General features: G+C 62.4%; 21 protein-coding genes and 1 tRNA gene. 10 read left to right on the top strand and 12 right to left on the bottom strand.

The window, feature by feature from the left end:
• Positions 1-617 precede the first annotated feature (617 nt).
• From BMZ43_RS17965 to BMZ43_RS17980, 4 genes are all read right to left on the bottom strand, one after another.
• On the bottom strand, positions 618-863 hold the full coding sequence (locus BMZ43_RS17965; RefSeq protein WP_143075277.1) for a hypothetical protein: 246 nt from the start codon (positions 861-863) through the stop codon (positions 618-620).
• A 161-nt stretch (positions 864-1,024) separates the two neighbouring features.
• Positions 1,025-1,501 carry a hypothetical protein gene (locus BMZ43_RS17970; protein WP_093255444.1) on the bottom strand — a complete coding sequence of 159 codons (477 nt, stop codon included), beginning with the start codon at positions 1,499-1,501 and terminating at the stop codon, positions 1,025-1,027.
• A 343-nt stretch (positions 1,502-1,844) separates the two neighbouring features.
• Positions 1,845-2,918, bottom strand: coding sequence for a site-specific integrase (locus BMZ43_RS17975; RefSeq protein ID WP_093255689.1), 1,074 nt, complete (start codon positions 2,916-2,918; stop codon positions 1,845-1,847).
• A gap of 114 nt (positions 2,919-3,032) precedes the next feature.
• Positions 3,033-3,109 (bottom strand) — tRNA-Arg (locus BMZ43_RS17980).
• 342 nt (positions 3,110-3,451) lie between these two features.
• On the opposite strand from BMZ43_RS17980, the gene gabD reads away from it, so the two are divergent.
• The 3 genes from gabD to BMZ43_RS17995 all read left to right on the top strand — a co-directional run bounded on the left by gabD (position 3,452) and on the right by BMZ43_RS17995 (position 7,726).
• Complete coding sequence (gene gabD / locus BMZ43_RS17985) at positions 3,452-4,900, top strand: NADP-dependent succinate-semialdehyde dehydrogenase (RefSeq protein WP_093255446.1); 1,449 nt, start codon at positions 3,452-3,454, stop codon at positions 4,898-4,900.
• Positions 4,901-5,135: 235 nt separating this feature from the next.
• Positions 5,136-6,416 (top strand): 4-aminobutyrate--2-oxoglutarate transaminase, encoded by a 1,281-nt coding sequence (gene gabT, locus BMZ43_RS17990; protein ID WP_093255448.1) that lies wholly within the window; start codon positions 5,136-5,138, stop codon positions 6,414-6,416.
• 113 nt (positions 6,417-6,529) lie between these two features.
• Positions 6,530-7,726, top strand: coding sequence for an HDOD domain-containing protein (locus tag BMZ43_RS17995; RefSeq protein ID WP_093255449.1), 1,197 nt, complete (start codon positions 6,530-6,532; stop codon positions 7,724-7,726).
• Here BMZ43_RS17995 and BMZ43_RS18000 read toward each other — a convergent pair.
• The 6 genes from BMZ43_RS18000 to oscA all read right to left on the bottom strand — a co-directional run bounded on the left by BMZ43_RS18000 (position 7,723) and on the right by oscA (position 13,453).
• Complete coding sequence (locus tag BMZ43_RS18000) at positions 7,723-9,276, bottom strand: methyl-accepting chemotaxis protein (protein ID WP_068383551.1); 1,554 nt, start codon at positions 9,274-9,276, stop codon at positions 7,723-7,725. The genes BMZ43_RS17995 and BMZ43_RS18000 overlap by 4 nt on opposite strands.
• Before the next feature lie 142 nt (positions 9,277-9,418).
• Complete coding sequence (locus BMZ43_RS18005; protein ID WP_068383549.1) at positions 9,419-10,387, bottom strand: sulfate/molybdate ABC transporter ATP-binding protein; 969 nt, start codon at positions 10,385-10,387, stop codon at positions 9,419-9,421.
• 6 nt (positions 10,388-10,393) lie between these two features.
• Complete coding sequence (cysW, locus tag BMZ43_RS18010; protein ID WP_068383547.1) at positions 10,394-11,260, bottom strand: sulfate ABC transporter permease subunit CysW; 867 nt, start codon at positions 11,258-11,260, stop codon at positions 10,394-10,396.
• Positions 11,261-11,269: 9 nt separating this feature from the next.
• Complete coding sequence (gene cysT, locus BMZ43_RS18015; protein ID WP_017640885.1) at positions 11,270-12,082, bottom strand: sulfate ABC transporter permease subunit CysT; 813 nt, start codon at positions 12,080-12,082, stop codon at positions 11,270-11,272.
• Positions 12,083-12,188: 106 nt separating this feature from the next.
• Entirely contained in the window at positions 12,189-13,190 is a 1,002-nt protein-coding gene (locus BMZ43_RS18020; RefSeq protein ID WP_093255451.1) for a sulfate ABC transporter substrate-binding protein, read from the bottom strand.
• 77 nt (positions 13,191-13,267) lie between these two features.
• Positions 13,268-13,453 carry a sulfur starvation response protein OscA gene (oscA, locus tag BMZ43_RS18025; protein ID WP_017640883.1) on the bottom strand — a complete coding sequence of 62 codons (186 nt, stop codon included), beginning with the start codon at positions 13,451-13,453 and terminating at the stop codon, positions 13,268-13,270.
• Between the two features lie 250 nt (positions 13,454-13,703).
• On the opposite strand from oscA, the gene desA reads away from it, so the two are divergent.
• The 3 genes from desA to BMZ43_RS18040 all read left to right on the top strand — a co-directional run bounded on the left by desA (position 13,704) and on the right by BMZ43_RS18040 (position 18,167).
• Entirely contained in the window at positions 13,704-14,897 is a 1,194-nt protein-coding gene (desA, locus tag BMZ43_RS18030; protein ID WP_068383545.1) for a delta-9 fatty acid desaturase DesA, read from the top strand.
• 113 nt (positions 14,898-15,010) lie between these two features.
• Positions 15,011-15,988: a sensor domain-containing diguanylate cyclase gene (locus BMZ43_RS18035; RefSeq protein WP_093255453.1), complete on the top strand. Its 978-nt coding sequence runs from the start codon at positions 15,011-15,013 to the stop codon at positions 15,986-15,988.
• Between the two features lie 799 nt (positions 15,989-16,787).
• Positions 16,788-18,167 carry an OprD family porin gene (locus tag BMZ43_RS18040; protein WP_093255457.1) on the top strand — a complete coding sequence of 460 codons (1,380 nt, stop codon included), beginning with the start codon at positions 16,788-16,790 and terminating at the stop codon, positions 18,165-18,167.
• Positions 18,168-18,228: 61 nt separating this feature from the next.
• Here the strand turns inward: BMZ43_RS18040 and aguA are convergent, their stop codons facing one another.
• Entirely contained in the window at positions 18,229-19,326 is a 1,098-nt protein-coding gene (gene aguA / locus BMZ43_RS18045) for an agmatine deiminase (RefSeq protein ID WP_093255462.1), read from the bottom strand.
• Between the two features lie 139 nt (positions 19,327-19,465).
• Entirely contained in the window at positions 19,466-20,842 is a 1,377-nt protein-coding gene (locus BMZ43_RS18050; RefSeq protein ID WP_007160769.1) for a glutamine synthetase family protein, read from the bottom strand.
• A gap of 406 nt (positions 20,843-21,248) precedes the next feature.
• On the opposite strand from BMZ43_RS18050, the gene BMZ43_RS18055 reads away from it, so the two are divergent.
• The 4 genes from BMZ43_RS18055 to BMZ43_RS18070 all read left to right on the top strand — a co-directional run bounded on the left by BMZ43_RS18055 (position 21,249) and on the right by BMZ43_RS18070 (position 25,975).
• A complete protein-coding gene (locus tag BMZ43_RS18055; protein ID WP_093255468.1) occupies positions 21,249-21,998 on the top strand; it encodes a gamma-glutamyl-gamma-aminobutyrate hydrolase family protein in 750 nt (249 codons plus the stop codon).
• A 34-nt stretch (positions 21,999-22,032) separates the two neighbouring features.
• Positions 22,033-23,391, top strand: a complete 1,359-nt coding sequence (locus BMZ43_RS18060; protein WP_017640877.1) for a glutamine synthetase family protein — start codon at positions 22,033-22,035, stop codon at positions 23,389-23,391.
• A gap of 22 nt (positions 23,392-23,413) precedes the next feature.
• Positions 23,414-24,772, top strand: coding sequence for an aspartate aminotransferase family protein (locus tag BMZ43_RS18065; RefSeq protein WP_017640876.1), 1,359 nt, complete (start codon positions 23,414-23,416; stop codon positions 24,770-24,772).
• 105 nt (positions 24,773-24,877) lie between these two features.
• Positions 24,878-25,975 carry a polyamine ABC transporter substrate-binding protein gene (locus BMZ43_RS18070; RefSeq protein ID WP_064308089.1) on the top strand — a complete coding sequence of 366 codons (1,098 nt, stop codon included), beginning with the start codon at positions 24,878-24,880 and terminating at the stop codon, positions 25,973-25,975.
• Positions 25,976-26,099 lie beyond the last annotated feature (124 nt).

Below are 26,099 nucleotides of genomic sequence, written 5' to 3' on the forward strand. Positions count from 1 at the left end.
ATAAGGCGTAAATAGCTTAGATCTGATACCTGGCTAGGTTTGGTTTCAGCAATCAGCGCTAGAATCTTGGGCAACTGGTGCGGCACTAGGGTAAGAGCTTGGTGCGTAGCTATATTAATTAAGTCAAGTGTGGTTTCGGGGAGTAGACTGGTGATTGGCTTCTTATCAATGGAGCTTCCGGGTGAGCCGGTAGAGCGTTTGATAATTTGTTTACACAAGGGGCCAAAAAATCTTCAATGATTTGTAAGTGGCCGGAAAAAACACCGCCGGTATCGTCAAGTAGGCCGATCCACACATTTCATTGATACAGCGGTTTTGTAACAGCGCTCTCTCCGCTAGTATTGGTTGATTAAAGGGGGTAACGGGTTCGACTCAGCCGCTCTCGTTTTCTATCCTGCTAGGCCCTGCCAGGAAATAATCGATTTCGAGTCTCGTTAGACATAGGTCGCATGACGTTGCCATTAATTTAACAAGCGGGACTAGGATAGCGTAAAGCTGGAATTTTCGGCGAACTCCTGTCTCACACCTTAAAGGCGATGGTGTCCACAAAACAATACGTGAACGCCGTTGTCTTTCCTTAGAATCACCAAGTGCCAGCGAGCGGTTTACCATTCGACTTAAATCGACGATTTCTTATAGACGGCAATGGTTCCTGCTTTGCGGACAAATACTAGTCCGTAATGTTCAAGATTGGCGCGGACGTGCTTCCCGAAGCGATGGCGGGTCTTGAACTGCAAAGGAGTCCAGTGCTCCACTCCAATGATTTTACTTATCTTTTGTTCCTGACCTATAGGCATCTTGGCGACATTTTCAATGAGAGTCATGGACGCTCTATCCCAGGCTGAAGTTTGAAGATTGTGCATGTTATCTCCTAAGATTTAAATTTGTGCATTCGCGCGATAGTATCGTCTACCCTTTGCGCTAGCTATCGATATGGGTTGTTGGAGCATTAAAGGCAGATTTAATATAATTAAGATGCTAGTAAATCATGCCGGTGCCGTGATCCATTAAACGCTTTGTGTCATCAGCGCATCATGAACTCAAGCCTATGACCATCATTGCCCGCCTCCATCTTCACCATGGTGCATACAAGAGATTTGGGAAAGCCAAGTTGTGCTTGTAGCGCTTCCTGTATGACCTTTTCCAACTGCGCTGGGCTGCACGAGCGCAAGCTGTCAGTAACGCTTGCACTTGAAATGGTGCTGGCCGTGTTTGTTGTGCTCAACTCTTGGGTTTGTTGTTCACAGTAGCTTATGAGCTTTTCACAGTGCTTCTTGCTGCCGTAACCGTTGTTACGCCAACGATCTAGACCTGCGGATGAAACCTCGGCGATTTTTGCGATCTTGCGAAGCGGTAGGCCCTTATCCTCTTTCAGAGCCTCGACGAGTCCCCCCATCCCCAGCACAACGTCACCAAGAGTTTTTTTCCCTGGAAACCGTATATTGAACTCGCCTTGTGAAATGACTTCGAGCGACCTGTAGGCGTTTATAAGCTTATCCATGTGAAATCACCTATTGGTATGGTTTCACGCAGAGTAAATTACCTATTTGTAGGTGTCAATAGCCTTTTTGTAGGTATTTTTATTTCGCGTCGGCCTGCAGCCTGGGGTGATTTGCACTCGTGACAGGTAGAAATCGGGCTATAGCTGTTGGGAGCCTGACGCTATCCCTGGAATTTAGTTTTCATCGACTGAAAACAAAGCTGGTCGACCCGAGGGCAGTTGTTGGCCGATAGCTGTCCACTAGCAGAGGGCCGCAATGAGTTGCCAATGGCTGGTCGCAACAAACGACAGGTTAGGTCTATGTCCCTACGTAGGGAGGAGCGCACATCAATGTGACACCGAGTCAAGCCAGCTTTGCCGCCAACTCCTCCGCAGTGATGTTGTAGTACCGCTTGAGCATGTTGACCTCACGGTGCCCAGTCACGCTGGCCAGCTCGATAAGATTCGGCAATTTAGTAGCTAACCTACAGGTAGCCTCGTGCCGCAGGTCGTGAAAGCGTAGGTCCAGCAGGAAATCTTCTTGGGGCAACACACCAGCTTGATGGCAGTCAGTCAGGTATTTTGACCGCGCGCGCTCCAGCCCTCTCACAAAGGCTTTTTTAAGAGCGTCAGCAGTGGTGGGGAAGACTCGACCGCACAGGGAGCGTGGTAGTCCTCTCAACAGCTGGATGGCGTTAGGTGAGAGCGGGATTGTTCTTGGCAGTCCATTTTTGGTCGCAGGAAGGTGTGCGGTTCTACGATCCAGGTTCACATGTTTCCAACGCAGTTCAAAAATCTCGCCACGACGCATGGCTGTCTCGATCGCTATCTGGACAATCGGCCGTATCCAAGGATTGTGAGAGGCATCAGCATAGGAGCCGTCCGAACGGCGTTCGCACGGCTCCAACGCGCTGAGGATGTATTGCTCTTCAACCGGATCGAGCCGCCGCGAGCGTTCGTCGTTGTAGCTGGGGCGGCTGACCATCCTCACGGGGTTTTCTGCGAGATGAATACCCCATTCGCGGCGGGCGACCTCGATTACGCATTGGAACAAAGCCAGCTCACGCTTCACCGTGTTGCCCTTGCGAATCTTCAAGCGCTCGTCACGGTAGCGGGCAAAATCCGAGGAGGTGAGGGTGGCGACAATGCGCGTTGCCAGCGGATGGCGCTTGAGCGCTTCGAGTCGTTTGATTTCCGAGTACGCGCCTTTGTGTTTCGGAGCGATCTCGGAGATGTAGCGATCAATGAGTTGATGAAAGGCGGTGCGTTCAGCCTCAACGCGAGAGACAAAGATGCCCCGGTCAATTTCGCTTTCGATCACGCGTGCCCAGGCTTGGGCATCGGCTTTAGTTTCGAAGGTTTTGCGCTGGGCTGGATAGCCCTTACGGCGAATTTGCGCTTCCCACTGATACTCGCCGCGATTCCTGATTGTTGCCATTTCGACCATTCCCGCCACACTTGAGTGTGGCAAATTTGTGGCAAAAACGACTTTCAGGACTAGGACAGGTTTCCGTCAAAAGCGCTAAACCCTTGTGTCACAAGGGAAAGAAGATGGCGCACTCGGCGGGATTCGAACCCACGACCCCTGCCTTCGGAGGGCAGTACTCTATCCAGCTGAGCTACGAGTGCAGCGATTCGGTGACGCTGAATCGGTCGCCATCATACTCACCTTGCCTCCGACCGTCCATGCCCGGATGCACGATGTTGTTGATTTTGAACGACTGTTTCGCGGGGCTCGGCAAGGGTTGGATAAACAAGGAGGAGGGCCGCGCGAAAACCGCTCCGGCGCTCTTGCGCGGGGGTTCAATATTCTCCTAGGATGCGTTCAATATTTCGAACGCCCAGGGCGGTTCGGACGTTGCTCGAGCGGGCACTGAACGGTGGCGATGCCAGCGTTTCCAGGCCTGACCCTATCGCAGGCGCAGGGGTGTCATGCCCTTGCTTCCGGCCCTTTCAGCCAAGGAGACCGTAATGCAGCTCAAAGACGCTTCCCTGTTTCGCCAGCAAGCCTATGTCGACGGTGCCTGGATCGACGCCGACAGCGGCGCCACCGTCAGCGTGGACAACCCGGCCACCGGCGAGACCCTGGGTACCATTCCCAAGCTCGGCCGCGCCGAGACCAAGCGTGCCATCGACGCTGCCAACCGTGCGCTGCCGGCCTGGCGTGCGCTGACCGCCAAGGAGCGTTCGGCCAAGCTGCGGCGCTGGTACGAGCTGATGATCGAGAACCAGGACGACCTGGGCCGGCTGATGACCCTGGAGCAGGGCAAGCCGCTGGCCGAGGCCAAGGGCGAGATCGCCTACGCCGCCTCCTTCATCGAGTGGTTCGCCGAAGAAGCCAAGCGCATCTATGGCGACACCATCCCCGGCCATCAGGCCGACAAGCGCATTCTGGTGATCAAGCAGCCCATCGGCGTCACCGCCGCCATCACGCCGTGGAATTTCCCCACCGCGATGATCACCCGCAAGGCCGGTCCGGCCCTGGCCGCCGGCTGCACCATGGTGATCAAGCCCGCCAGCCAGACCCCCTATTCGGCGCTGGCGCTGGTCGAACTGGCCGAGCGCGCCGGCATTCCCAAGGGCGTGCTAAGCGTGGTCACTGGCTCCGCCGCCGAGATCGGCGCCGAGCTGACCGAAAGCCCCATCGTGCGCAAGATTTCCTTTACCGGCTCCACCGAGATCGGTGCCAAGCTGATGGAGCAGAGCGCGCCCACCATCAAGAAGCTGTCGCTGGAGCTCGGCGGCAACGCGCCCTTCATCGTCTTCGACGACGCCGACCTGGACAAGGCCGTGGAAGGCGCCATCGCCTCCAAGTACCGCAACGCCGGCCAGACCTGCGTCTGCGTCAATCGCCTCTATATTCAGGACGGCGTGTACGACGCCTTTGCCGAGAAATTCAAGGCCGCGGTGGCCAAGCTCAAGGTCGGCAACGGCCTGGAAGAGGGCATCACCATCGGCCCGCTGATCGACGCCAAGGCGGCGGCCAAGGTCAAGGAGCACATCGACGACGCCGTGAGCCAGGGTGCCAAGGTCATCGCCGGCGGCAAGGCCCACGCCAATGGCGGCAGCTATTTCGAGCCGACCATCCTCGCCGACGTGCCCAAGAGCGCCAAGGTGTCCAAGGAAGAGACCTTCGGCCCGCTGGCGCCGCTGTTCCGCTTCAAGGACGAGGCCGAGGTCATCGAGCTGGCCAACGACACCGAATTCGGCCTGGCCTCCTACTTCTATGCCCGCGACCTGTCCCGCGTGTTCCGCGTGGCCGAGGCGCTGGAGTACGGCATGGTCGGCATCAACACCGGCCTGATCTCCAACGAGGTCGCGCCCTTCGGCGGCGTCAAGGCATCGGGCCTGGGCCGCGAGGGCTCCAAGTACGGCATCGAAGAGTACCTGGAGATCAAGTACCTCTGCCTGGGCGTCTGATACCGCTGCTAGCTGGATCTGTTGGGCTTCGCGGAGCTCAACCCAACCTGCGGTCGAGGTAGGTTGGGTTGAGACGGCTTCACCGTCGAAGCCCAACAGCCCCCTCAGCCTGAACCAAAGCTTTTCCCGGCGCGGACGCCGGGCCGTTGGCAGTCGATCATCGTATGCTGCCCGGAATCCGGTCCGCGCCTTTCCCGTAGCCGGCCGCCACGATGAGCGGCCATCGAGGACTGCAATGAGCCACACCAACGATTCCCTGATGCACCGCCGCAGCGCCGCCGTCGCCCGTGGCGTCGGCCAGACCCACCCGATCTTCGTCGCCCGTGCGGAGAACGCCAAGGTCTGGGACGTCGAGGGCAACGAGTTCCTGGACTTCGCCGGCGGCATCGCCGTGCTCAACACCGGCCACCTGCATCCGCGCGTGGTGGCGGCCGTGCAGGAGCAGCTGACCAAGGTCTCCCATACCTGCTTCCAGGTGCTGGCCTACGAGCCCTACGTCGAGGTCTGCGAAAAGCTCAACGAACTGGTGCCGGGCAACTTCCCGAAGAAGACCGCGTTGTTCAACTCCGGCTCCGAAGCCGTGGAGAACGCCGTCAAGATCGCCCGCGCCGCTACCCAGCGCGCTGGCGTCATCGCCTTCTCCAGCGCCTACCACGGCCGCACCATGATGACCCTGTCGCTGACTGGCAAGGTCGCGCCCTATTCGGCCGGCATGGGCCTGATGCCCGGCGGCGTCTATCGCGCGCTCTATCCCTGCGAACTGCACGGCATCAGCGTCGATGACGCCATCGCCAGCGTCGAGCGCATCTTCAAGAACGATGCCGCGCCTGGCGACATCGCCGCCATCATCCTCGAGCCGGTGCAGGGTGAGGGCGGTTTCTATGCCGCGCCCAAGGAATTCATGCAGCGCCTGCGCAAGCTGTGCGACACCCACGGCATCCTGCTGATCGCCGATGAAGTCCAGTCCGGCGCCGGCCGTACCGGCACCTTCTTCGCCATGGAGCAGATGGGCGTCGACGCCGACCTGGTGACCTTCGCCAAGTCCATCGCCGGTGGCTTCCCGCTGTCGGGCGTGACCGGTCGGGCCACGGTGATGGATGCGGTCACCCCCGGTGGCCTGGGTGGCACCTACGCCGGCAGCCCCATCGCCTGCGCCGCGGCCCTGGCGGTGATCGAGACCTTCGAGGAAGAGAAGCTGCTGGAACGCTCCAAGGCCGTGGGCGAGCGTCTCACCGCCGGCCTGCGCGAACTGGCCACCAAGCACGCGCAGATCTGCGACGTCCGGGGTCTGGGCGCCATGATCGCCATGGAGCTGGGCAAGGGTGGCGATATCGAGCAGCCCGACGCCGAGCTGACCAGCCAGATCGTGGTCCGCGCACGCCAGAAGGGCCTGATCCTGCTCAGCTGCGGCAGCTACGGCAATGTGCTGCGCATCCTCGTCCCCCTGACCGCCAGCGACGAAGAGCTGGATCGCGGCTTGGCCATTATCGGCGAGTGTTTTGCCGAATTGGCCTGAGTCCTGATCAAACCGCCCTCCACAAGGGCGGTTTTTCTGTGACACGCTTGGCACAAAGTCCGCTTTGACGCATCATTCGCCGCTTCGCTTTCCTCAAGCAGGAGTGGGTTGGGATGCCGCCCCTGATACTCATCGTCGACGCCAATCCCTGGACCCGTGACCTGCTCAAGTCTCTGGTGCTGGCCGTGCGGGCTGATGCCCTGGTCCATGAGTATGGCCATGGCTATCAGGCCCTCGCCGAGCTGGATCGACACAAGAGATGCACGCTGATCATCATCGAGCGGCCAGCCGACTGCGACGGGCTCGACCTGCTGCGCCGCATCCGCCAGCGCGGCGCCCAGCCGCTGCAGCCAGTGATCCTCCTGTCCGATCAGGCCGATACCGCCTATGTGCGCGCTGCCCTGCGGCTGGCACCCACGGCCTATCTGGTCAAACCCTATGCGGCTGAAGAGGTATTGCGCCGCTTGCGCAGTCTGATGCCACCGGCGGATGACGAGGCTCAGGCGGCGAGGGCTGCGGTCTTGGGCTCGCTGGATGACCATCTGCAGCGCATGGCCGCCGAGATCGACGCGGTACCCCTGTTCGCCGACCTGCCCGCCATCATCCAGCGCTGCCGCGACAGCGCTAGCTGCAGCCTGGGCGAGCTGGAAACCGAGTTCGGCCAGGATCCGCTGGTCACGGCGACCCTGATTGCCGCAGCCAACAGCGCCTCCCAGCGCGTCGGGCAGTCCTGCCAGACCCTCAGCCAGGCCCTACCGCGCCTGGGCGTCGGCTTTACCCTCAATCTGGTATTGGGCCTGAGTCTGCGACGGGCGACGCGTCTGACCGACCCGCTGCTGGCCACGCGCGCCGAAGGCTATCTGCATCTGGCCCAACGCGCTGCCGACTGCGCGCGTCTGCTGGCGCTGCGCTATGCGCGCGAAGACGCCGAGCGCTGCTATACCGCCGGCCTGCTCCATCGGCTAGGTGAGCTGGCCGTATTGCAAGGTGTGCAACGCTGGTGCGACGGGGGCGGCGTTCTCGAGGAGGCAGCGCTGGAGCGCGCCCTGCTGAGCTACAGCCTGGAGTTCTCCGCGGAATTGCAGCGGCACTGGCGGCTGCCGCTGGAATTGCGCGAACTGGTGACAGCGGTACACAGCCTGCACGGCGTACTGCCCAAGCCGTCGCTGATCCTGCATCTGGCGGCGCAGGCGGCGAATCCTGCTCCGGGCGAATCCCTCGAGGCCCTGCTCGAGCACAAGGCCGGGCGTATGCTCGGGCTGGAAGCCGCGGTCTGGCAGCTGGCGGTCACCCAGCTCAAGTTGGGCTAGCGCGCGGTGTCGGGGCGATAGCCCAGGCGCAGTCCACCCCAGTGCCGACCGTTCACCAGGATCGGCACCGAGAGGTCGTGCATCACCTCGCCGGTGTCCCTCATATAGGTCTGCAACAGCAGGCGGCGCTGATGACTGCCGCAGCGCTTGCCGGTGCGATCGCTGAAGAGGCGCTTGCTGCGACTGCGCGCCGTATCCACCGCCACATCGCCGGTGGGCGCCTGGGCGAAAGCGCGGTTGTGGGTGGGCACATAGCCCTCAGGCGTACAGGCGATGGCGAAGACCAGGCCGGGATGCTGGTCCAGCAGCGGCTCCTGGATCGCCGGTAGCACACCATCGGTGTAGCTGTCGAAGCGGGTGCGGTACTTGGCCGGCTGGCTGCCGGGCACGGGCTGGTACTGGCGGTCGAAGAGGGCGTCCTGGGTGATGCGCCCGGCGGCCAGGTCTTCCTCGAAGCGGCGACCGATGGCATCCGCGCCCTGGCGCGCCAGTTCGAAGATGCGCTGGTGATAGCTGTCCAGACCGACCTCGGCCAGGCGTTCGCTGCTGGCTTCGGCCATGTCCACCAATTCATCGGCGGCGCCGCTGAGGCGGCTGGTCTGACGCTCGCTGTCAGCGAGATCGCTGTGCACCTGCTCCACCGCCTGGGCCAGGCTTTCCAATTGGGCGAGATTGGCCGAGGTGCCCTGGGCGATGTCCGCGGCCTGGCGCTCGGCGGTCTGCGCCAGCTGGGCGATCTCCTGCAGGCCTTCGCCCGTGCGTTCGACTTGGCGCACGCCATCTTCCAGCGCCTGGGCCAGTTCCTGGATCTGCGCCACCACGGCCTCGGTCTGCTGGCCGATATCGGCCACGATCACGCCCACCTCGCCGGTCGCGCTGGAGGTCCGCGCCGCCAGGCCACGGACCTCGTCGGCGACCACCGCGAAGCCGCGACCGTGCTCGCCGGCCCGGGCGGCTTCGATGGCGGCATTGAGCGCCAGCAGGTTGGTCTGGCTGGCGATGGCCTGGATGACCTCGGTGACCTGCTGGATCTTGTCGGTGCGGGCGCTCAGACCCGCGATCAATTCCCGACTCTGGCGGGCGTGCTCGCTGAGCGCGCGGATGGCGGCGATCGCCGAGTTCAGGGCCTCCCGACCGGCCTCGCTGCGCTGGTGCACCTGCTGCGCCACCGCCAGGGCCTGGCGGGCGCTGCCGGCGCTGTCGTGCTCGGTCTGGGTAAGGGACGCGGCGCTGCTGGAAATCTGTGCGGCCGTGCTGGCTTGAGATTGCACCCGGGCCGCCAGTTGCTGGGCGGCGAAGGCCACCCCGGCGATGGCCACGGCGTTGCGCGCCGTACTGCGCGAAAGATCGCTGGTCAGCTCGTCGAAGGACTGGGGCGGGGCCGGCGGCGCGACAGGCTTGCGCAGCAGCAGTAGCCAAGGCCAGAGGGCTGCCACGAGAACCAGTCCCAGGCCGGCGGTGGAGGGCAGCGCCAGCCCCTGCCAGAGCAGCAGCGCAGCCACGAGGATGGCCAGGTGAAGCGACAGCACGACGGGCCAGCGCCTGGGCATGCGACCTCCTTGTGATTCGGCTCGATCGATTACGAAATGTGACGTGGGTCAGCTTCGTCGATCATGGAGCCAGCTTTCCGGAGGTTGCAACCGCTGTCTGATCCAGGCGGCTACGACTTTGGTCTTAGCCGCCTGCTGCAGCTCAGGGCGTACGCGGCAGGAAATGCAGCGGCGCACCGCGTTGCAGACCGGCCAGCGCCGGGTGGTCCTTGACCAGTTCCACCTCGATCACCTCGGTCTGCTCCGGCACCTTCAGGGTCACCCGGGTAATGGCGCCCAGCGGGCGAATGTCGCGCACTTCGGCGGCGTGATAACCCGCTCGCGGCTCACGCTCCAGCTCCACCTCGTGCGGACGGAACAGTACCTCCTGCTCGCCCAGGGCCAGGCGGTTGGAATCACCGAGGAAGTGATAGACGAAGTCGCTCGCGGGTTGCTCATAGACCTCGCCGGGCGAGCCGACCTGCTCGATCTGCCCCTTGTTCATCACCACGATACGGTCGGCCACTTCCATGGCCTCTTCCTGGTCATGGGTGACGAACACCGAGGTCAGGTGGATCTCCTCGTGCAGCCGTGCCAACCAGCGGCGCAACTCCTTGCGCACCTTGGCATCCAGGGCGCCGAAGGGTTCGTCGAGCAGCAGGATCTTGGGCTCCACCGCCAGCGCGCGGGCCAGGGCGATGCGCTGGCGCTGACCACCGGAGAGCTGTTCGGGATAGCGGTCGGCCAGCCAGTCGAGCTGCACCATGTTCAGCAGTTCGTGCACCTTGCTGGCAATCTGCGCCTCGCTCGGCCGCTCCCGGCGCGGCTTCATGCGCAGACCGAAGGCCACGTTGTCGAACACCGTCATGTGGCGGAACAGCGCGTAATGCTGGAAGACGAAGCCGACGTTGCGATCGCGCACGTCACGTCCGGAGACGTCTTCACCGTGGAAGCCGATGTTACCGGTGTCCGGTGCTTCCAGACCGGCGATGATGCGCAGCAGGGTGGTCTTGCCGCAGCCGGAGGGGCCGAGCAGGGCGACCAGTTCGCCGCTCTCGATGTGCAGGTTGATGTCCTTGAGCGCCTGGAAGGCGCCAAACCTCTTGTTGATATCCTGGATCTCGATACTCATGGCGCCTTATTCCTCGTCACGGTGCTGCAGTTGGTGGCTCAGGCGACTCTCGCTCCACTGCCGCAGCAGCAGGATCACCAGGGCCATCATCAGCAGCAGGATCGCCACGCTGAAGGCGGCGACGATGTTGTATTCGTTGTAGAGAATCTCGATGTGCAGCGGCAGGGTATTGGTCAGGCCGCGGATGTGGCCGGAGACCACCGACACCGCGCCGAACTCGCCCATGGCCCGCGCGGTGCAGAGCACCACGCCATAGATCAGCGCCCATTTCACGTTGGGCAGGGTCACGTGCCAGAACAGTTGCCAGCCACTGGCGCCCAGCAGCCGTGCGGCTTCTTCTTCCTGGGTGCCCTGTTCCTGCATCAGCGGGATCAGTTCGCGGGCCACATAGGGAAAGGTGACGAAGATCGTCGCCAGTACGATGCCGGGCACGGCGAAGACGATCTGCACGTTCACGCTCTGCAGATAGGGGCCCATCAGCCCCTGGGCACCGAACAGCAGCACATAGATGAGACCGGCGATCACCGGCGAGACCGAGAAGGGCAGATCGATCAGGGTGATCAGCAGGCTCTTGCCGGTGAACTCGAACTTGGTGACGCACCAGGCCGCCGCCAGGCCGAAGGCCAGGTTCAGGGGGACCGAGATGGCGGTGGCGAACAGCGTCAGCTTGAGGGCCGAGATCGCGTCCGGTTCGCTGATGGCGTCCCAGAAGGCGCCGATGCCATTGGCCAGGCCTTGGCTCAGTACCATGTACAGCGGCAGCACCAGGATCAGCAGGAAGATCAGCCAGGCGCTGGCGATCAGCGCGATGGCCACCGGCGTGCGCTGCTTGTTGGCGCGCGCATCCGCCTTGGTCGACGTCATGAGGCTCATGCGGACTCCTTAGATGTTGGGCTGGATGCGGCGCTGCAGGATGTTGATCAGCAGCAGCATGACAAAGGACACCAGCAGCATGAACACGCCGATGCCAGTGGCGCCGGTGTAGTCGTACTGGTCCAGCTTGGAGACGATGAGCAGCGGCAGGATCTCGGTCTTGAACGGGATGTTGCCGGCGATGAACACCACCGAGCCGTACTCGCCCACGCCGCGGGCGAAGGCCAGGGCGAAGCCGGTCAGCCAGGCTGGCAACAGCGTCGGCACCAGCACATAGCGAAACACCTGCCAGGGGCGGGCACCCAGGCAGGTGGCGGCTTCCTCGATCTCCTTGGGGATGTCCGCCAGCACCGGCTGCAGGGTGCGCACCACGAAGGGCAGGGTGACGAAGATCAGCGCCAGGGTGATGCCGATCGGGGTATAGGCGATCTTGAAGGGAAACAGCGAGCCGATCAGGCCGTTGGGGGCATAGAGGGCGGTCAGGGCGATGCCGGCCACCGCGGTGGGCAGGGCGAAGGGCAGGTCGACCATGGCATCGATCAGCTTGCGCCCAGGGAACTCGTAGCGCACCAGCACCCAGGCCAGCAGGGTGCCGAGGATGCCGTTGACGAAGGCGGCGAGCAGGGCGGTGCCAAAGGACAGCTGCAGCGCGGCCAACACCTGGCGACCGGTGATCAGCGACCAGAATTGCCCTAGGCTCAGCTGGCTGGCATGGAGAAACATGGCGCCCAGCGGGATCAGCACGATCAGCGCGAGGTAGGTCAGGGAGAAGCCCAGGGTCAACCCGAAGCCGGGTATGACCGGGGAGAGACGGCGAGACATGAGGCGTCCTTCTGCAAGGCGCCCCGGCGATGCATTCGCCAGGGCGCAGAGGGGTGGAACGATACCTGTTCCGGGCCGGTCAGCGTGAGCCGTCCCGGCTGCGGTGCTACTTGTTGATGTCGGCGAAGATCTTGTCGAACACGCCGCCGTCGGCGAAGTACTTGGGTTGCGCCGCTTTCCAGCCGCCGAATTCCTGGTCGATGGTCACCAGCTTGACCGGCTTGAACTGATCCTTGAATTCCGCCGCCACCTTGGCATCGCGAGGACGATAGAAGTTCTGCGCGGCGATGCGCTGACCCTCGGGGCTGTAGAGATACTGCAGATAGGCCTCGGCCTGCTTGCGGGTACCCTTCTTGTCGACCACCTTGTCCACCACGGCTACGGGCGGCTCGGCCAGGATCGACAACGACGGGGTGACGATCTCCAACTGGTCGCCGCCTTCTTCCTTCAGGGACAGATAGGCTTCGTTTTCCCAGGCGATCAGCACATCGCCCAATTGGCGCTGCACGAAGCTGATGGTGGCGCCGCGGGCGCCGGTGTCCAGCACCGGGGCGTGGCGATAGAGCTCGGTGACGAATTTCAGCGCCTCGGTATCGCTGCCGTACTTGGCCTTGGCATAGGCCCAGGCGGCGAGGAAGTTCCAGCGGGCACCGCCGGAGGTCTTGGGATTGGGCGTGATGACCTGGACGTCTTTCTTCACCAGATCGTCCCAATCCTTGATGCCCTTGGGATTGCCCTTGCGTACCAGGAAGACGATGGTCGAGGTGTAGGGGGTACTGTTGTCCGCCAGGCGCTTCTGCCAGTTGGGGTCGACCAGTTGCTGGTGCAGGTTGAGGGCATCGATGTCGCCGGACAGCGCCAGGGTCACCACGTCGGCCTGTAGGCCATCGATCACCGAGCGCGCCTGCTTGCCGGAGCCGCCATGGGAATTCTTGATGCTCACGTCTTCGCCGGTTTCGGCCTTCCAGTGCTTGGCGAAGGCCGCGTTGTACTGCTGATAGAGCTCGCGGGTCGGGTCGTAGGACACGTTGAGCAATTCAACGGCGTGGACCTGGGTGGCGAACAGGGCACCGGCCAGCGCGGCCAGAGCGAAACGGCGAATCGACATGAAAAGACTCCTTGACGTGAGAAAGCCGGACACCGTCTGGCGGGCACCGTGCCCGCTCGTCCGCTGACCTCGAGAATTCAATGCTTGTTGGCTTGGCCGCTCTGGGGCCGGAATTTTTCCTTGCGCTCGATCTGCACCACCTGACCGTTGTGCACGGTTATCTCGATGGCGCCGAATCTCAGCCCGCGCAAAGCCTGCTGAATATCGCGGAGCAGTGCGGTTTCGTCCTGGTTTTCCAGGCTGCGGAACGGAACGGAACTCATGGATGGCGTCCTCGTGTGCAGAGGTGGGCGAAAGAGTGGCGCCATCTTAGGGGGCTGATCTTTATTTCTTAAAATTGCTAATAATGCTTTGTTTATTCGTTTTTAGAATTAACACTCTGTGAAGGACACGTTGTGTAGCAAAAGGGAGGGCTGGATTTATCACCCACCCTGGCAATAATGCGCGAACGCCTGTTCACTGAACTTTAGGTGACAGTTGCACTACACAACCCGCGCGAGGTCCTTTGCGTCCATGAGTTACAACGGCCTGCTCGACCTGTCGGTCTGGCAACTGGTGGTGGTCACCCTGCTGCTGACCCACCTGACCATTGTCAGTGTCACCGTCTACCTGCATCGCTACTCCGCCCACCGCTCGCTGGAATTGCATCCCGCGCTCAAACACGCCTTCCGCTTCTGGCTGTGGCTGACCACGGCGATGAATACCCGTGAATGGACCGCCATTCACCGCAAGCACCACGCCAAATGCGAAACCGAAGAGGACCCGCACAGTCCGGTGCACAAGGGCCTCGCCACCGTGGTCCGGCGCGGCGCCGAGCTGTACAAGGCTGAGGCGAACAACGCTGATACCCTGCGCATCTATGGCAAGAACTGCCCGGATGATTGGATCGAGCGCAAGCTCTACTCCAATCCCCGCACCCGCAACCTGGGTGTGGTGCTGTTGCTGCTGATCGACGTCGCCCTGTTCGGCGCCCTGGGCCTCACCGTCTGGGCCGTACAGATGGTCTGGATTCCCTTCTGGGCTGCTGGCGTGGTCAATGGCCTGGGCCATGCCGTGGGCTATCGCAACTTCGAATGCCGCGATGCCGCCACCAACCTCATCCCCTGGGGCATCGTCATCGGTGGCGAAGAGTTGCACAACAACCACCATACCTATCCCAACTCGGCCAAGCTGTCGGTCAAGCGCTGGGAGTTCGACATGGGTTGGGCCTGGATCAAGCTGTTCACCTGGCTGCGCCTGGCCAAGGTCAATCGCGTCGCCCCCATCGCCCATCGCATCGAAGGCAAGGGTCAGCTGGATATGGATACCGCCATGGCCATCCTCAACAACCGCTTCCAGATCATGGCCCAGTATCGCAAGCAGGTGATCGGGCCACTGCTGCGGCAGGAGCGAGGCAGTGCCACGCCCTCCCAGCGCCCGCTGTTCCGTCGGGCGCGCGGCCTGCTGGCGCGGGAAACCAGTCTGCTCAAGGCCCGTCATCAGGTGCGTATCGATGAATTGCTCGAACACAGCCAGGCACTCAAGCTGATCTACGAAAAGCGCCTGGCGCTGCAGCAGATCTGGGCGCGGACCAGCGCCAACGGCCACGACATGCTGGCCGCGACCCGGCAGTGGATCGGCGAAGCCGAAGCGAGCGGCATTCAGTCCCTGCGCGAATTCGCCGAACAGCTGAAAACCTATTCCCTGCGGCCGGCCGGAACTGCTTGAGAAAGGCTTCACAAAAGCCCACCGAAGCGGTGGGCTGCTCTATGCGGGGATTGAACCAGGCTGGTTTCAGCTGTCTCTAACTCCCTCAGGACCCCGCGTAGGCGCATGTGTATATGGATGAACAACCCTCTCTGTCTGCTCTTCCCACTCCGGAAGAGAATCTGCTGGCTCTCCTGCATTCGCGGGCCGAGACAGATCGCCTGCGTGACCGGGAGCAGCTGTTCAGCGCGCTGCTGGAAAGCGTCAACGCAGTGCTCTGGGCCCTGGACTGGCGCACTCGCCAGATCATCTATGTCAGCCCCGCCTACGAACAGATCTTCGGCCGCTCCCAGACGCTGGTACTGACCGACTACAGCACCTGGCTCAATAATATCTACCCGGACGACCTCGAATACGCCCAGCGCACCTTGGAACAGGTGATAGAGCAAGGCGCCATAGAGTCGCGCGAATACCGCATCATCCGCGCCGATGGCGAAATCCGCTGGCTCAGCGACAAGTGCTTTGTCAGTCAACGCAGCGAGGCGGGCATGCCGCTCCTGGTGGTGGGCATCGCCGAAGACATCACCGACAAGAAGCGTATGGAGGAGGAGCTGCAGCGGCTCGCCACCACCGACGTCCTGACCCGCAGCAGCAATCGTCGGCACTTCTTCGAAAGTGCCCAGCGCGCCTTCGAATTCGCTCAGAACGAAGGCGAGCCGCTGGCCTTCCTGCTGCTCGACATTGATGACTTCAAGAAGATCAACGATCGCTTCGGCCACCAGATGGGCGACCAGGTGTTACAGCGTGTTGCCGAGTGCGGGGTCCAGACCACTCGTCGAGGCGATCTGTTCGGCCGCATCGGCGGCGAGGAATTCGCCCTCTTGTTGCCAGGTTGCGACAGCGACCTCGCACTGCAGATCGGGGGCCGACTACAGCGCGCCGTGCGCCAATTGGCCGTACCCACCGCCGAGGGGCCGTTGAAGGTCACCATCAGTCAGGGTGTCACCGTCCTGCGTGAGGGCGATGAGTCCCTCGACACTCTTTATGTACGGGCCGACGAGGCCATGTACAAGGCCAAGCGCCAGGGCAAGGATCAAGTCGTCCAAGGCTGAAGCCCTTGGCAGATGTTCCAGAGCCGTACCTCCAGGTCTGGCTCTCGGATACCAGCGTGCCAGTTCCGATCACGCCCAGCCTGGTCCTCGGTGCCTGGTAGCTTCATCCTCTCCCCAGTCAGCTGGCATGGACTCCTTTCTTCCCCCTCTTGCCCCGGCAGCCTGACGCTATCCACAGCTGTTTGTGGAAGCCGGCGAGTTGGCACCCGCTGAATGGAAAGTCTGTTTTCAAGCCGCTAACGCGTCGTAACCACTGTGATGCGGGATGTCAGGTTTCACGCGGCGGACGAGGCGTGTCATGTGCTGGGCGAGTCGGCCCTGGAAGCCGTAGCAAAAAATTACAAGTCCTTGAAGAGCGCAGGGAATTTCTCTGGATCCAGCATTCGATGACGGACTGCAAGGGTTTTCCAATGCCTTGAAAAGCCCGTCCTAGAGCGGAAAGTCGCAGGCTATGAGCTGGCCTTTTTTCAGGAAAAGGCCAGCCTTTCCGGTGCGGTATGCGGGGAAGGTTCCCTACAGCCATGACCGACCAGTCTAAGGGGAAGACCACAGAGCGGGTTTTCAACGAGGTATCGCTAGACGAAATGCTTTTTTGCAATTAGCTTTCGCAACGTGGAAGACGGTGGCAGGGGACCTGTGCTTGAAGTCGCAAATTAAAAGTCGACCAAGCCCGGGATAATTCTCCAAATTGAAACAAAAGCCCTCTAGCTTTCCCTTCCGCACGGCCCGTCGGGCATACCACCAGCAGACGCTGACACCTCTGGTGGCTGCATAACAACGATTCACCCCTGGAGCACACATGGTCAAGAAGCCACTGGTGGTCGCGGTCTCCGCGGCCTGTCTGAACCTGTCCGTCATTGCCGCTGCCAACGCTGCCGGCTTCATCGAGGACAGCAAAGCAACCCTGAGCCTGCGCAACTTCTACGAGAACCTCGATAACCGCAATGGCACCGCCAACCCGTCGACCAACCGGGAATGGGGTCAGGGCTTCCTGCTCAACTATCAGTCCGGCTTCACCCAAGGCACCGTTGGCTTCGGTGTCGACGCCATCGGCATGCTGGGCCTGCGTCTGGACGGCGGTGGCCGTGCTGGCAAGACCGACGGCTCCAATCAGCCGGGCACCATGTTCCCGCGTGAAGCCGACGGCAGCTCCGTCGACGAATTCAGCACCGTTGGCGCTACTGCCAAGATGAAGATCTCCCAGACCGAATTGCGCTACGGCACCCTGATGCCCAAGCTGCCGGTCATCACCTTCAACGATGGTCGTATCCTGCCGCAGACCTTCCTGGGCGGTCAGGTAACCTCCAAGGAAATTAAGGACGTGACCCTGACTGCCGGTCAGATCGAACACGTCAAGGGCCGTGCTTCCAGCAACTACGAAGAAATGTCCATCGCGGGCTCCAACAGTGGTTCCACCGCGCGTGACAGCAACCAGTTCCGTTTCGCCGGTGCCGACTACAAGGTCACCAAGGACCTGACGCTGCAGTACTACTTCGGTCAGCTGGAAGATTTCTACAGCCAGCATTTCCTGGGTCTGACCCACAGCGTCAAGCTGGGTGAAGGTACCTTCAAGACCGATCTGCGCTACTTCGACAGCAACGGCGATGGCGCTAACAAGAATGCCGACACCCAAGGCGCGCTCTATGCGTCCAGTGGTTACTACGGCCGCACCGCCACTGGCGCCGTTACCCGTGGCGAAGTGGACAACCGTCTGTACAGCGCCCTGTTCACCTACTCGATCAAGGGCCACACGTTCGGCGCCGGCTACCAGGGTAGCAATGGCAACAGCGACTTCCCCTTCCTGAACCAGGGTGATGGCGCTTCCGCCTACATCATCACCGACCTGCAGATCAACAAGTTCGCCCGCTCCGGTGAAGACACCTGGCAAGCTCGCTACTCCTATGACTTCGGTCAGCTGGGTATGAAGGGTCTGACCGCCGGTATCATTTACCAGTACGGCGATAACATCCGCACCCGCAATGGCGACTACATGGAGTGGGAACGCGATCTGACGCTGAGCTACGTGGTCCCGGAAGGCCAGCTGAAAGGTCTGGGCTTCACCTGGCGTAACGCTTCGCTGCGCTCCGACCTGCCGGCAGCCAGCACCCAGGGCGTTCCGGGTCAGCGCGATCAGGACGAAAACCGCTTCATCGTCAGCTACACCCTGCCGCTGCTCTAAGCCGCGCTCAGGTCAGAAAAAAGCCCGTCGAAAGACGGGCTTTTTTCGTTTCCGCCGGAAATCAGCGGCCGGTCGGCTGCTGCTGGGTGATGCAGTGGATGTTGCCACCGCCCAGCAGGATCTCGCGGCCGGGGACCTGGATCACCTGGTGCTCCGGGAAGCAGACCTGCAGCGTGCGCAGCGCCTCGGCGTCCTCGGGAACGCCAAAGGTCGGGGCGATGATGCCGCCGTTCACGATCAGGAAGTTGACATAGGACGCAGCCAGACGCTCGCCGGCCCGGCGTGGCTGGGTGCCGAGGCAGGCATCCACGTCACGGCATTCCTCTTCGCTGGCGAACAGCGGGCCCGGGGTAACGATCCGATGCACCTTGAAGGTGCGGCCACGGGCATCGGTTTCGCGCTCCAGCACGGCCAGTGCCTCACGGCACCGGCCGTAGTTGGGATCGGCCTGGTCGTCGCACCAGCTCAGCAGCATTTCGCCCGGACGCACGTAGCAGCAGAAGTTGTCCACGTGGCCGTTGGTCTCGTCGTTGTAGAGACCGTGGGGCAGCCAGATGACCTTGTCCACCGCCAGGTAGTCGCTCAGGTAGCGCTCGATCGTTTCGCGATCCAGGTGCGGATTGCGGTTGGCGTTGAGCAGGCATTCCTCGGTGGTGATCAGGGTGCCTTCGCCATCGACGTGGATGGAGCCGCCTTCGAGGACGAAGTCCGGGGTGCGATAGCCCGGCAGATTCTCGATCGCCAGGATCTTGCCCGCTACCTGGTCGTCGCGCTGCCAGGGAAAGTAGAGACCACCGTCCAGGCCGCCCCAGGCATTGAAGCTCCAGTCCACACCGCGCACGCCGCCCTGGCCGTCGCTGACGAAGGTCGGGCCGGTATCGCGGCACCAGGCGTCGTCATTGCTGATTTCCACCACCCGGATGTTCGGATGCTGCAGGCGGGCGCGGGCATTTTCGTACTGCTGCGCCGAGGCACCGATGGTGATCGGCTCGAAGCGGGCGATGGCCTGGGCCACGGCGGTGAAGGCCGCCTGGGCAGGCTTGCCGCCCAGGCGCCAGTTGTCCGGTCGCTCGGGCCAGACCATCCAGATCTGGCGCTGGTCGGCCCATTCGGCCGGCATGTGGAAGCCATCGGCACGCGGCGTGGTGAGGGTGGTCATGGCGAAGCTCTCCGTCCAGAGTCGTCGTGTGTGATAAAGGGAAAGATCGGCAGGGCGCCACGAGCGTGATTACGCGCAGGGCTCCGGCGGTACTGCAGCGCACCTGCCGACCGGTGCAGGACCGGTCGGCAGGCGGTGCTTACACGGTGTGCAGGTACCAGTTGTACTCGAGGTCGGAGATGGAGTGCTCGAACTCCTCCAGCTCGTGCTCCTTGCAGGCGACGAAGATGTCGATGTACTTCGGATCGATGTACTCCGCCATCACCGAGCTGTCGTCCAGGTAGCGCAAGGCATCGCGCAGGTTGTTCGGCAGGCTCTGCTCGTGCTGCTCGTAGGAGTTGCCCTCGGTGACCGGGCCGGGCTCGATCTGCCGGGTCAGGCCGTGGTGTACCCCGGCCAGGACGCCGGCCAGCAGCAGGTAGGGGTTGGCGTCGGCGCCAGCCACTCGATGCTCGATGCGGTGTGCCTCCGGCGTACCGGTGGGGACGCGCAGGGCGGTGGTGCGGTTGTCCAGGCCCCAGCTCGGGGCATTGGGCACGAAGAACTGCGAGCCGAAGCGCCGATAGCTGTTCACGTTGGGACAGAGAAAGGCCATGCAGGCGGGTAGGGTCTCGAGCACACCGCCGATGGCATGACGCAATGCGGCGTTCTGCTCGGGATCCTCGCCGGCGAAGATGTTGCGACCTTCCTTGTCCAGCAGGGAGATGTGCACGTGCAGACCATTGCCCGCCTGGCCCGGATAGGGCTTGGCCATGAAGGTGGTGTCCATCTCATGGTCGTAGGCGACGTTCTTGATCAGGCGCTTGAGCAGTACGGCGTAGTCGCAGGCCTTGATCGGATCGGCGACGTGATTGAGGTTGACCTCGAATTGCGCTGGCGCCGATTCGGCGACGATGGCGTCGGCCGGAATGCCCTGGGCGCGGGCGCCGTCGATGATGTCCTGCAGGCAGTCGGCGTATTCATCCAGATCGTCCATCGAGTAGACCTGGACCGATTGCGGACGCTTGCCGGAAATGGGTGAGCGCGGCGGTTGCGGGCGGCCGTTGATGTTCTCCTGATCGATCAGATAGAACTCCAGCTCGAAGGCGGCGCAGACGGTGAGTCCGAGCTCGTCGAAGCGCTGGACGACCTGGCGCAGGACCTCGCGGGGGTCGGCGAAGAAGGGCTCGCCTTCCATCTCGTGCATGGTCATCAGCAGCTGCGCGGTGGGGCGCTTCTGCCAGGGCTCCATGGAGAGGGTATCGGTGATGGGGAAACAGACGCGGTCGGCATCGCCGATGTCGAGCCCGAGACCGGTGCTTTCGACGGTGGAGCCGGTGATGTCGAGGGCGAACAGCGAAGCGGGGAGGTTGATTCCTTTCTCGAAGACTTTGGGCAGATTGTTGCGCTCGATGCGTTTGCCACGCACCACGCCATTCATATCCGCAATCAGAAGATCGACGAACTGGACCTCAGGGTGCTCCCTGAGGAAGTCGGTCGCTTCATCCAAACGAACGGCACGCGGGGGTACCGACATGATGAAACACCTTTGCTTTTGGCTGCGCTCGACAAAACGGTTAGCGCCTGATGCGCCTGTTTGCCCAGTGGGCCAACCGCAGTGAGGGCACGAGTGCCCGCTGTCGATCCGACAGCGACCTGAGAGTACGGTCTCGCCTGCGCTCCGACGCTTTGCCAGCGCCCCTGTTAAAAATATCAATCAGCGGAGTTACCACCCTGGAGTCAATCCGAAAGGCGGAGCAAAGTCAACTGGCGGAAAGCCTGCTCAGGGGTGGTGCGCAGGTGCCTGTTTTTGGCGCATTCATGAGCGCTAGAACGCCTCTGTTGCGCCGCTTCTGTGCAGAATCCCGAAACTTTTTACCGGTGGTTGTGAAAAATAACGAACAAGACTAGGCTCGGATGATTCCTGTTCAACCCGGTGCCCCATGTCCGCGCTGCCCCTCATAGGTGTCACAGCCTGTACCAGGCAACTAGGCCTGCATTCCTTTCACATCGCTGGCGACAAGTATCTGCGCGCGGTGGTGGAGGGGGCCGAGGGCATGCCGCTGGTGATTCCGGCCCTCGCCGACCTCATCGCCACCGAGACCCTGGTAGAGCGTCTGGACGGTCTGCTGTTCACCGGTTCGCCGTCCAATGTCGAACCTCGCCATTACCAGGGCCCGCCCAGCGAGCCCGGCACCCTGCACGATGCGGCGCGCGACGCCGTGACCCTGCCGCTGTTGCGCGCCGCGGTGGCTGCGGGCGTGCCGGTGCTGGGCATCTGCCGGGGCTTCCAGGAAATAAACGTGGCCTTTGGCGGCAGCCTGCACCAGAAGGTGCATGAGGTCGCTTCCCTCATGGATCACCGCGAGCGCGGCGAGACCCTGGAAGAGCACTATGGCTTGCACCATCCGGTCGAGGTCCAGCCAGGTGGCCTGTTCGAGACCCTGGATCTGCCGGCGCGCTTCGAGGTGAACTCCATCCATGGCCAGGGTATCGAGCGCCTGGCGCCGGGGTTGCGCGCCGAGGCGCTGGCCCCCGATGGCCTGATCGAAGCCGTCTCGCTTCCCGAGGCCCGCGCCTTCACTTGCGGTGTGCAGTGGCACCCGGAGTGGAAGGTACGCAGTCACCCAGTCTATCTCGCTTTATTCAAGGCGTTCGGCAAGGCCTGCAAGGAGCGCGCTGCCGGCCGCTGATGCTGTTCACCCCGCTCGAACCTTCGAGGTCTTTATGAGCACCCCGCTTGACCGGCTCACCGCCTGGTTGAAAGAACGCAAGATCACTGAAGTGGAATGCCTGGTAGCCGATCTGACCGGCATCGCCCGCGGCAAGATTTCTCCCACCGCCAAGTTTCTCAACGAAAAGGGCATGCGCCTGCCGGAGAGCGTGCTCCTGCAGAGCGTGACCGGGGACTATGTCGACGACGACATCTACTATGAATTGCTCGACCCGGCCGACATCGACATGCACTGTCGGCCGGACGATCGCGCGGTGTTCCTGGTGCCCTGGGCGCTGGAACCCACCGCCCTGGTGATCCACGACACCTACGACAAGCGCGGCATCCCCATCGAGCTGTCGCCGCGCAACCTGCTCAAGAAGGTGCTCAAGCTCTATGCCGAGCACGGCTGGCAGCCCATCGTCGCGCCGGAAATGGAGTTCTACCTGACCAAGCGCAGCGACGACCCCGACTATCCGCTGCAGCCGCCGGTAGGCCGCTCCGGTCGCCAGGAAACCGGGCGCCAATCCTTTTCCATCGACGCGGCCAACGAATTCGATCCGCTGTTCGAGGACATGTACGACTGGTGCGAGGCCCAGGAGCTGGATCTGGATACCCTGATCCACGAGGAAGGCACCGCCCAGATGGAGATCAACTTCCGTCACGGCGATCCGTTGCACCTGGCCGACCAGATCTTCGTCTTCAAGCGCACCCTGCGCGAGGCGGCGCTCAAGCATAACGTCACCGCCACCTTCATGGCCAAACCCATGACCGGCGAGCCTGGCAGCGCCATGCACCTGCACCAGAGCGTGGTGGATCTCAAGACCGGCAAGACGGTGTTTTCCAACCCCGATGGCAGCATGAGCGAGCTCTTCCTGCACCACATCGGCGGTCTGCAGAAATACATTCCCGAGGCGCTGCCGCTGTTCGCGCCCAATGTGAATTCCTTCCGCCGCTTCCTGCCCGATACCTCGGCGCCGGTCAACGTGGAGTGGGGTGAGGAGAACCGCACCGTGGGCCTGCGGGTACCGGATTCCGATCCGCAGAATCGCCGGGTTGAGAATCGTCTGGCCGGCGCCGATGCCAACCCCTATCTGGCCCTGGCCGCCAGCCTGCTGTGTGGCTACCTGGGCATGGTCGAGAACGTCTCGCCCAGCGCCCCGGTGCAGGGCCGCGGCTATGAGCGCCGCAACCTGCGCCTGCCGCTGACCCTGGAAGCCGCCCTGGAGCGCATGGAGCAGTCGGCCACCCTGGAGCGTTATCTGGGGAGTCGTTTCACCCGTGGCTACGTCGCGGTGAAGCGCGCCGAACATGAGAATTACAAGCGCGTGATCAGTTCGTGGGAGCGGGAATTCCTGCTGCTCAGCGTCTGACCGCGATTCAAGGAGAGGCTTCGTGACTACCTTTACCACCGCCCATTGGCAGGACCTGAGTCGTCGGCACCTGCTGGCGCCCTTCACCGACTATCGCCAGCTCAACGAGAAGGGCGCACGCATCATTACCCGTGCCGAGGGTGTGCACCTCTGGGACAGCGAGGGTCAGCGCATTCTCGACGGCATGGCCGGGCTCTGGTGCGTCAACGTCGGCTACGGCCGTGAAGAGCTGGTCGAAGCGGCCAGTCGCCAGATGCGTGAGCTGCCCTACTACAACCTGTTCTTCCAGACCGCCCACCCGCCGGCGCTGGAGCTGGCCAAGGCCATCGCCGAACTGGCACCGGAGGGCATGAATCACGTGTTCTTCACCGGTTCGGGCTCGGAGGCCAACGACACGGTGCTGCGTCTGGTGCGCCATTACTGGGCAACCAAGGGCCAGCCGGAGAAGCGGGTAGTCATCGGCCGCTGGAATGGCTACCACGGCTCGACCATGGCCGGCGCCAGCCTGGGCGGCATGGCGGCGATGCACGAACAGGGCGGTCTGCTGCCCGACATCGTGCATATTCCGCAGCCCTACTGGTTCGGTGAAGGTGGCGAGATGAGTCCGGAGGCGTTCGGCGTCTGGGCGGCCGATCAGTTGGAGCAGAAGATCCTCGAGGTCGGCGAAGAGCGTGTCGCCGCCTTTATCGCCGAGCCCATCCAGGGTGCCGGCGGGGTGATAGTGCCGCCGGAAAGCTATTGGCCGCGAGTGCGCCAGATCCTCGACAAGTACGACATCCTCTTCATCGCCGACGAGGTCATCTGCGGCTTCGGTCGCACCGGCGAATGGTTCGGTAGCCAGTACTACGGCAATGCCCCGGACCTGATGCCCATCGCCAAGGGGCTCACCTCCGGCTACGTGCCCATGGGTGGCGTGGTGGTACGCGACGAAGTGGTCAGGGTGCTCGACGAGGGTGGCGAGTTCTATCACGGCTTCACCTATTCCGGGCATCCGGTGGCCGCCGCCGTGGCCCTGGAAAACATCCGCATCCTGCGTGACGAAGGCATCGTCGACCGGGTTCGCAACGCCACGGCACCCTATTTGCAGAAACGCTGGGCCGAGCTGGCCGACCATCCGCTGGTGGGCGAGACCCGCGGGGTCGGCATGGTGGCGGCGCTGGAATTGGTGCGCGACAAGAAGACGCGGACCAGGTACGAGGGTGGGGCGGGCATGCTCTGCCGTGAGCACTGCTTCCGCAATGGGCTGGTGATGCGTGCGGTGGGCGATACCATGATCATCGCCCCGCCTTTGGTCATCACGCCGGAGTCCATCGACGAGCTCGTCACCCTGGCGCGCCTGAGTCTCGATCAGACCCATGCGGTGCTACGTCAACGTGGCTAATGGCCGGCAAGGCTTGAGCGCGGCGGCGGACCTTGCCAGACTGCGCGCGGGCGCTGGCCGCGCACCGAATCAAAAGACCAACGATGACTTGAGGAGCACCACCGCATGAATGTTTTTGGCAAGACTCTTCTAGCGCTGAGCCTGGCCGGCCTCTTTGCCGGCAACGCCTCGGCGGACCCCAAGGTCCTGCACGTCTACAACTGGAACGACTACATTGCCGAAGACACCATCGCCAACTTCGAGAAGGAGTCGGGGATCAAGGTGGTCTATGACGTCTATGACAGCAACGAGACCCTCGAGGCCAAGCTGCTGGCCGGTCGTTCCGGCTACGACGTGGTGGTGCCGTCCAACTCCTTCCTGGCCAAGCAGATCAAGGCCGGCGTCTACCAGCCGCTGGACAAGTCCAAGTTGCCCAACTACAGCAACCTGGATCCGCAGCTGATGAAGACCCTGGAAGTCAGCGATCCGGGCAACCAGTACGCCATCCCCTACCTGTGGGGCACCATCGGCATCGGCTACAACCCGGCCAAGGTCAAGGCTGCCCTGGGCGACAATGCCCCGGTGGATTCCTGGGACCTGATCTTCAAGCCCGAGAATCTCTCCAAGCTCAAGGGCTGCGGCGTGGCGGTGCTGGATTCGCCCACCGAGATCATTCCCGCCGGCCTGCACTACCTCGGCTACAAGCCGGATAGCCAGGATCCCAAGGAGATCAAGGCGGCCGAAGAGCTGTTCCTCAAGGTGCGTCCGTACATCACCTATTTCCACAGCTCCAAGTACATCTCGGACCTGGCCAATGGCAACGTCTGCGTGGCGGTCGGTTACTCCGGCGACATCGCCCAGGCCAAGGCCCGTGCCGCCGATGCCAAGAACGGCGTGACCGTGGCCTACAACATTCCCAAGGAAGGTGCCGGTACCTTCTTCGACACCATGGCCATTCCCAAGGATGCCGAGAATCCCGAGGGCGCGCTCAAGTTCATCAACTACCTGATGGAGCCCAAGGTGATCGCGGCGGTCAGCGACTATGTGCAGTATCCCAACGGCAACAAGGCGGCCACCCCGCTGGTGGCCGAAGAGATCCGCACCAACCCGGGGATCTATCCGACCCAGGAAACCATGACCAAGCTGTATGCCTTCCCGGATCTTCCGGCCAAGACCCAGCGTCTGATGACCCGTACCTGGACCACCATCAAGTCCGGCAAGTGAGTGCCGCCGCCGCGTGCGGCTGAAAGGACGGCACGCCGGAGTCGCTCCGGCGTGCCGTACGTCTGTATGGACCGCTGAAAGGGTGTCGCCGTCGATGCCCATCATGAAAGGAGCCGCCCGTGCT

This window comes from Pseudomonas sp. Snoq117.2 (genome assembly GCF_900110545.1).
Classification (GTDB): Bacteria; Pseudomonadota; Gammaproteobacteria; order Pseudomonadales; family Pseudomonadaceae; genus Chryseomonas; species Chryseomonas benzopyrenica.

Bases quoted from the DNA above. Each gene is read 5' to 3' on its own strand.
- BMZ43_RS17965 (WP_143075277.1), bottom strand. From the start codon at position 863: ATGCACAATCTTCAAACTTCAGCCTGGGATAGAGCGTCCATGACTCTC.
- BMZ43_RS17970 (WP_093255444.1), bottom strand. From the start codon at position 1,501: ATGGATAAGCTTATAAACGCCTACAGGTCGCTCGAAGTCATTTCACAA.
- BMZ43_RS17975 (WP_093255689.1), bottom strand. From the start codon at position 2,918: ATGGCAACAATCAGGAATCGCGGCGAGTATCAGTGGGAAGCGCAAATT.
- gabD (WP_093255446.1), top strand. From the start codon at position 3,452: ATGCAGCTCAAAGACGCTTCCCTGTTTCGCCAGCAAGCCTATGTCGAC.
- gabT (WP_093255448.1), top strand. From the start codon at position 5,136: ATGAGCCACACCAACGATTCCCTGATGCACCGCCGCAGCGCCGCCGTC.
- BMZ43_RS17995 (WP_093255449.1), top strand. From the start codon at position 6,530: ATGCCGCCCCTGATACTCATCGTCGACGCCAATCCCTGGACCCGTGAC.
- BMZ43_RS18000 (WP_068383551.1), bottom strand. From the start codon at position 9,276: ATGCCCAGGCGCTGGCCCGTCGTGCTGTCGCTTCACCTGGCCATCCTC.
- BMZ43_RS18005 (WP_068383549.1), bottom strand. From the start codon at position 10,387: ATGAGTATCGAGATCCAGGATATCAACAAGAGGTTTGGCGCCTTCCAG.
- cysW (WP_068383547.1), bottom strand. From the start codon at position 11,260: ATGAGCCTCATGACGTCGACCAAGGCGGATGCGCGCGCCAACAAGCAG.
- cysT (WP_017640885.1), bottom strand. From the start codon at position 12,082: ATGTCTCGCCGTCTCTCCCCGGTCATACCCGGCTTCGGGTTGACCCTG.
- BMZ43_RS18020 (WP_093255451.1), bottom strand. From the start codon at position 13,190: ATGTCGATTCGCCGTTTCGCTCTGGCCGCGCTGGCCGGTGCCCTGTTC.
- oscA (WP_017640883.1), bottom strand. From the start codon at position 13,453: ATGAGTTCCGTTCCGTTCCGCAGCCTGGAAAACCAGGACGAAACCGCA.
- desA (WP_068383545.1), top strand. From the start codon at position 13,704: ATGAGTTACAACGGCCTGCTCGACCTGTCGGTCTGGCAACTGGTGGTG.
- BMZ43_RS18035 (WP_093255453.1), top strand. From the start codon at position 15,011: ATGGATGAACAACCCTCTCTGTCTGCTCTTCCCACTCCGGAAGAGAAT.
- BMZ43_RS18040 (WP_093255457.1), top strand. From the start codon at position 16,788: ATGGTCAAGAAGCCACTGGTGGTCGCGGTCTCCGCGGCCTGTCTGAAC.
- aguA (WP_093255462.1), bottom strand. From the start codon at position 19,326: ATGACCACCCTCACCACGCCGCGTGCCGATGGCTTCCACATGCCGGCC.
- BMZ43_RS18050 (WP_007160769.1), bottom strand. From the start codon at position 20,842: ATGTCGGTACCCCCGCGTGCCGTTCGTTTGGATGAAGCGACCGACTTC.
- BMZ43_RS18055 (WP_093255468.1), top strand. From the start codon at position 21,249: ATGTCCGCGCTGCCCCTCATAGGTGTCACAGCCTGTACCAGGCAACTA.
- BMZ43_RS18060 (WP_017640877.1), top strand. From the start codon at position 22,033: ATGAGCACCCCGCTTGACCGGCTCACCGCCTGGTTGAAAGAACGCAAG.
- BMZ43_RS18070 (WP_064308089.1), top strand. From the start codon at position 24,878: ATGAATGTTTTTGGCAAGACTCTTCTAGCGCTGAGCCTGGCCGGCCTC.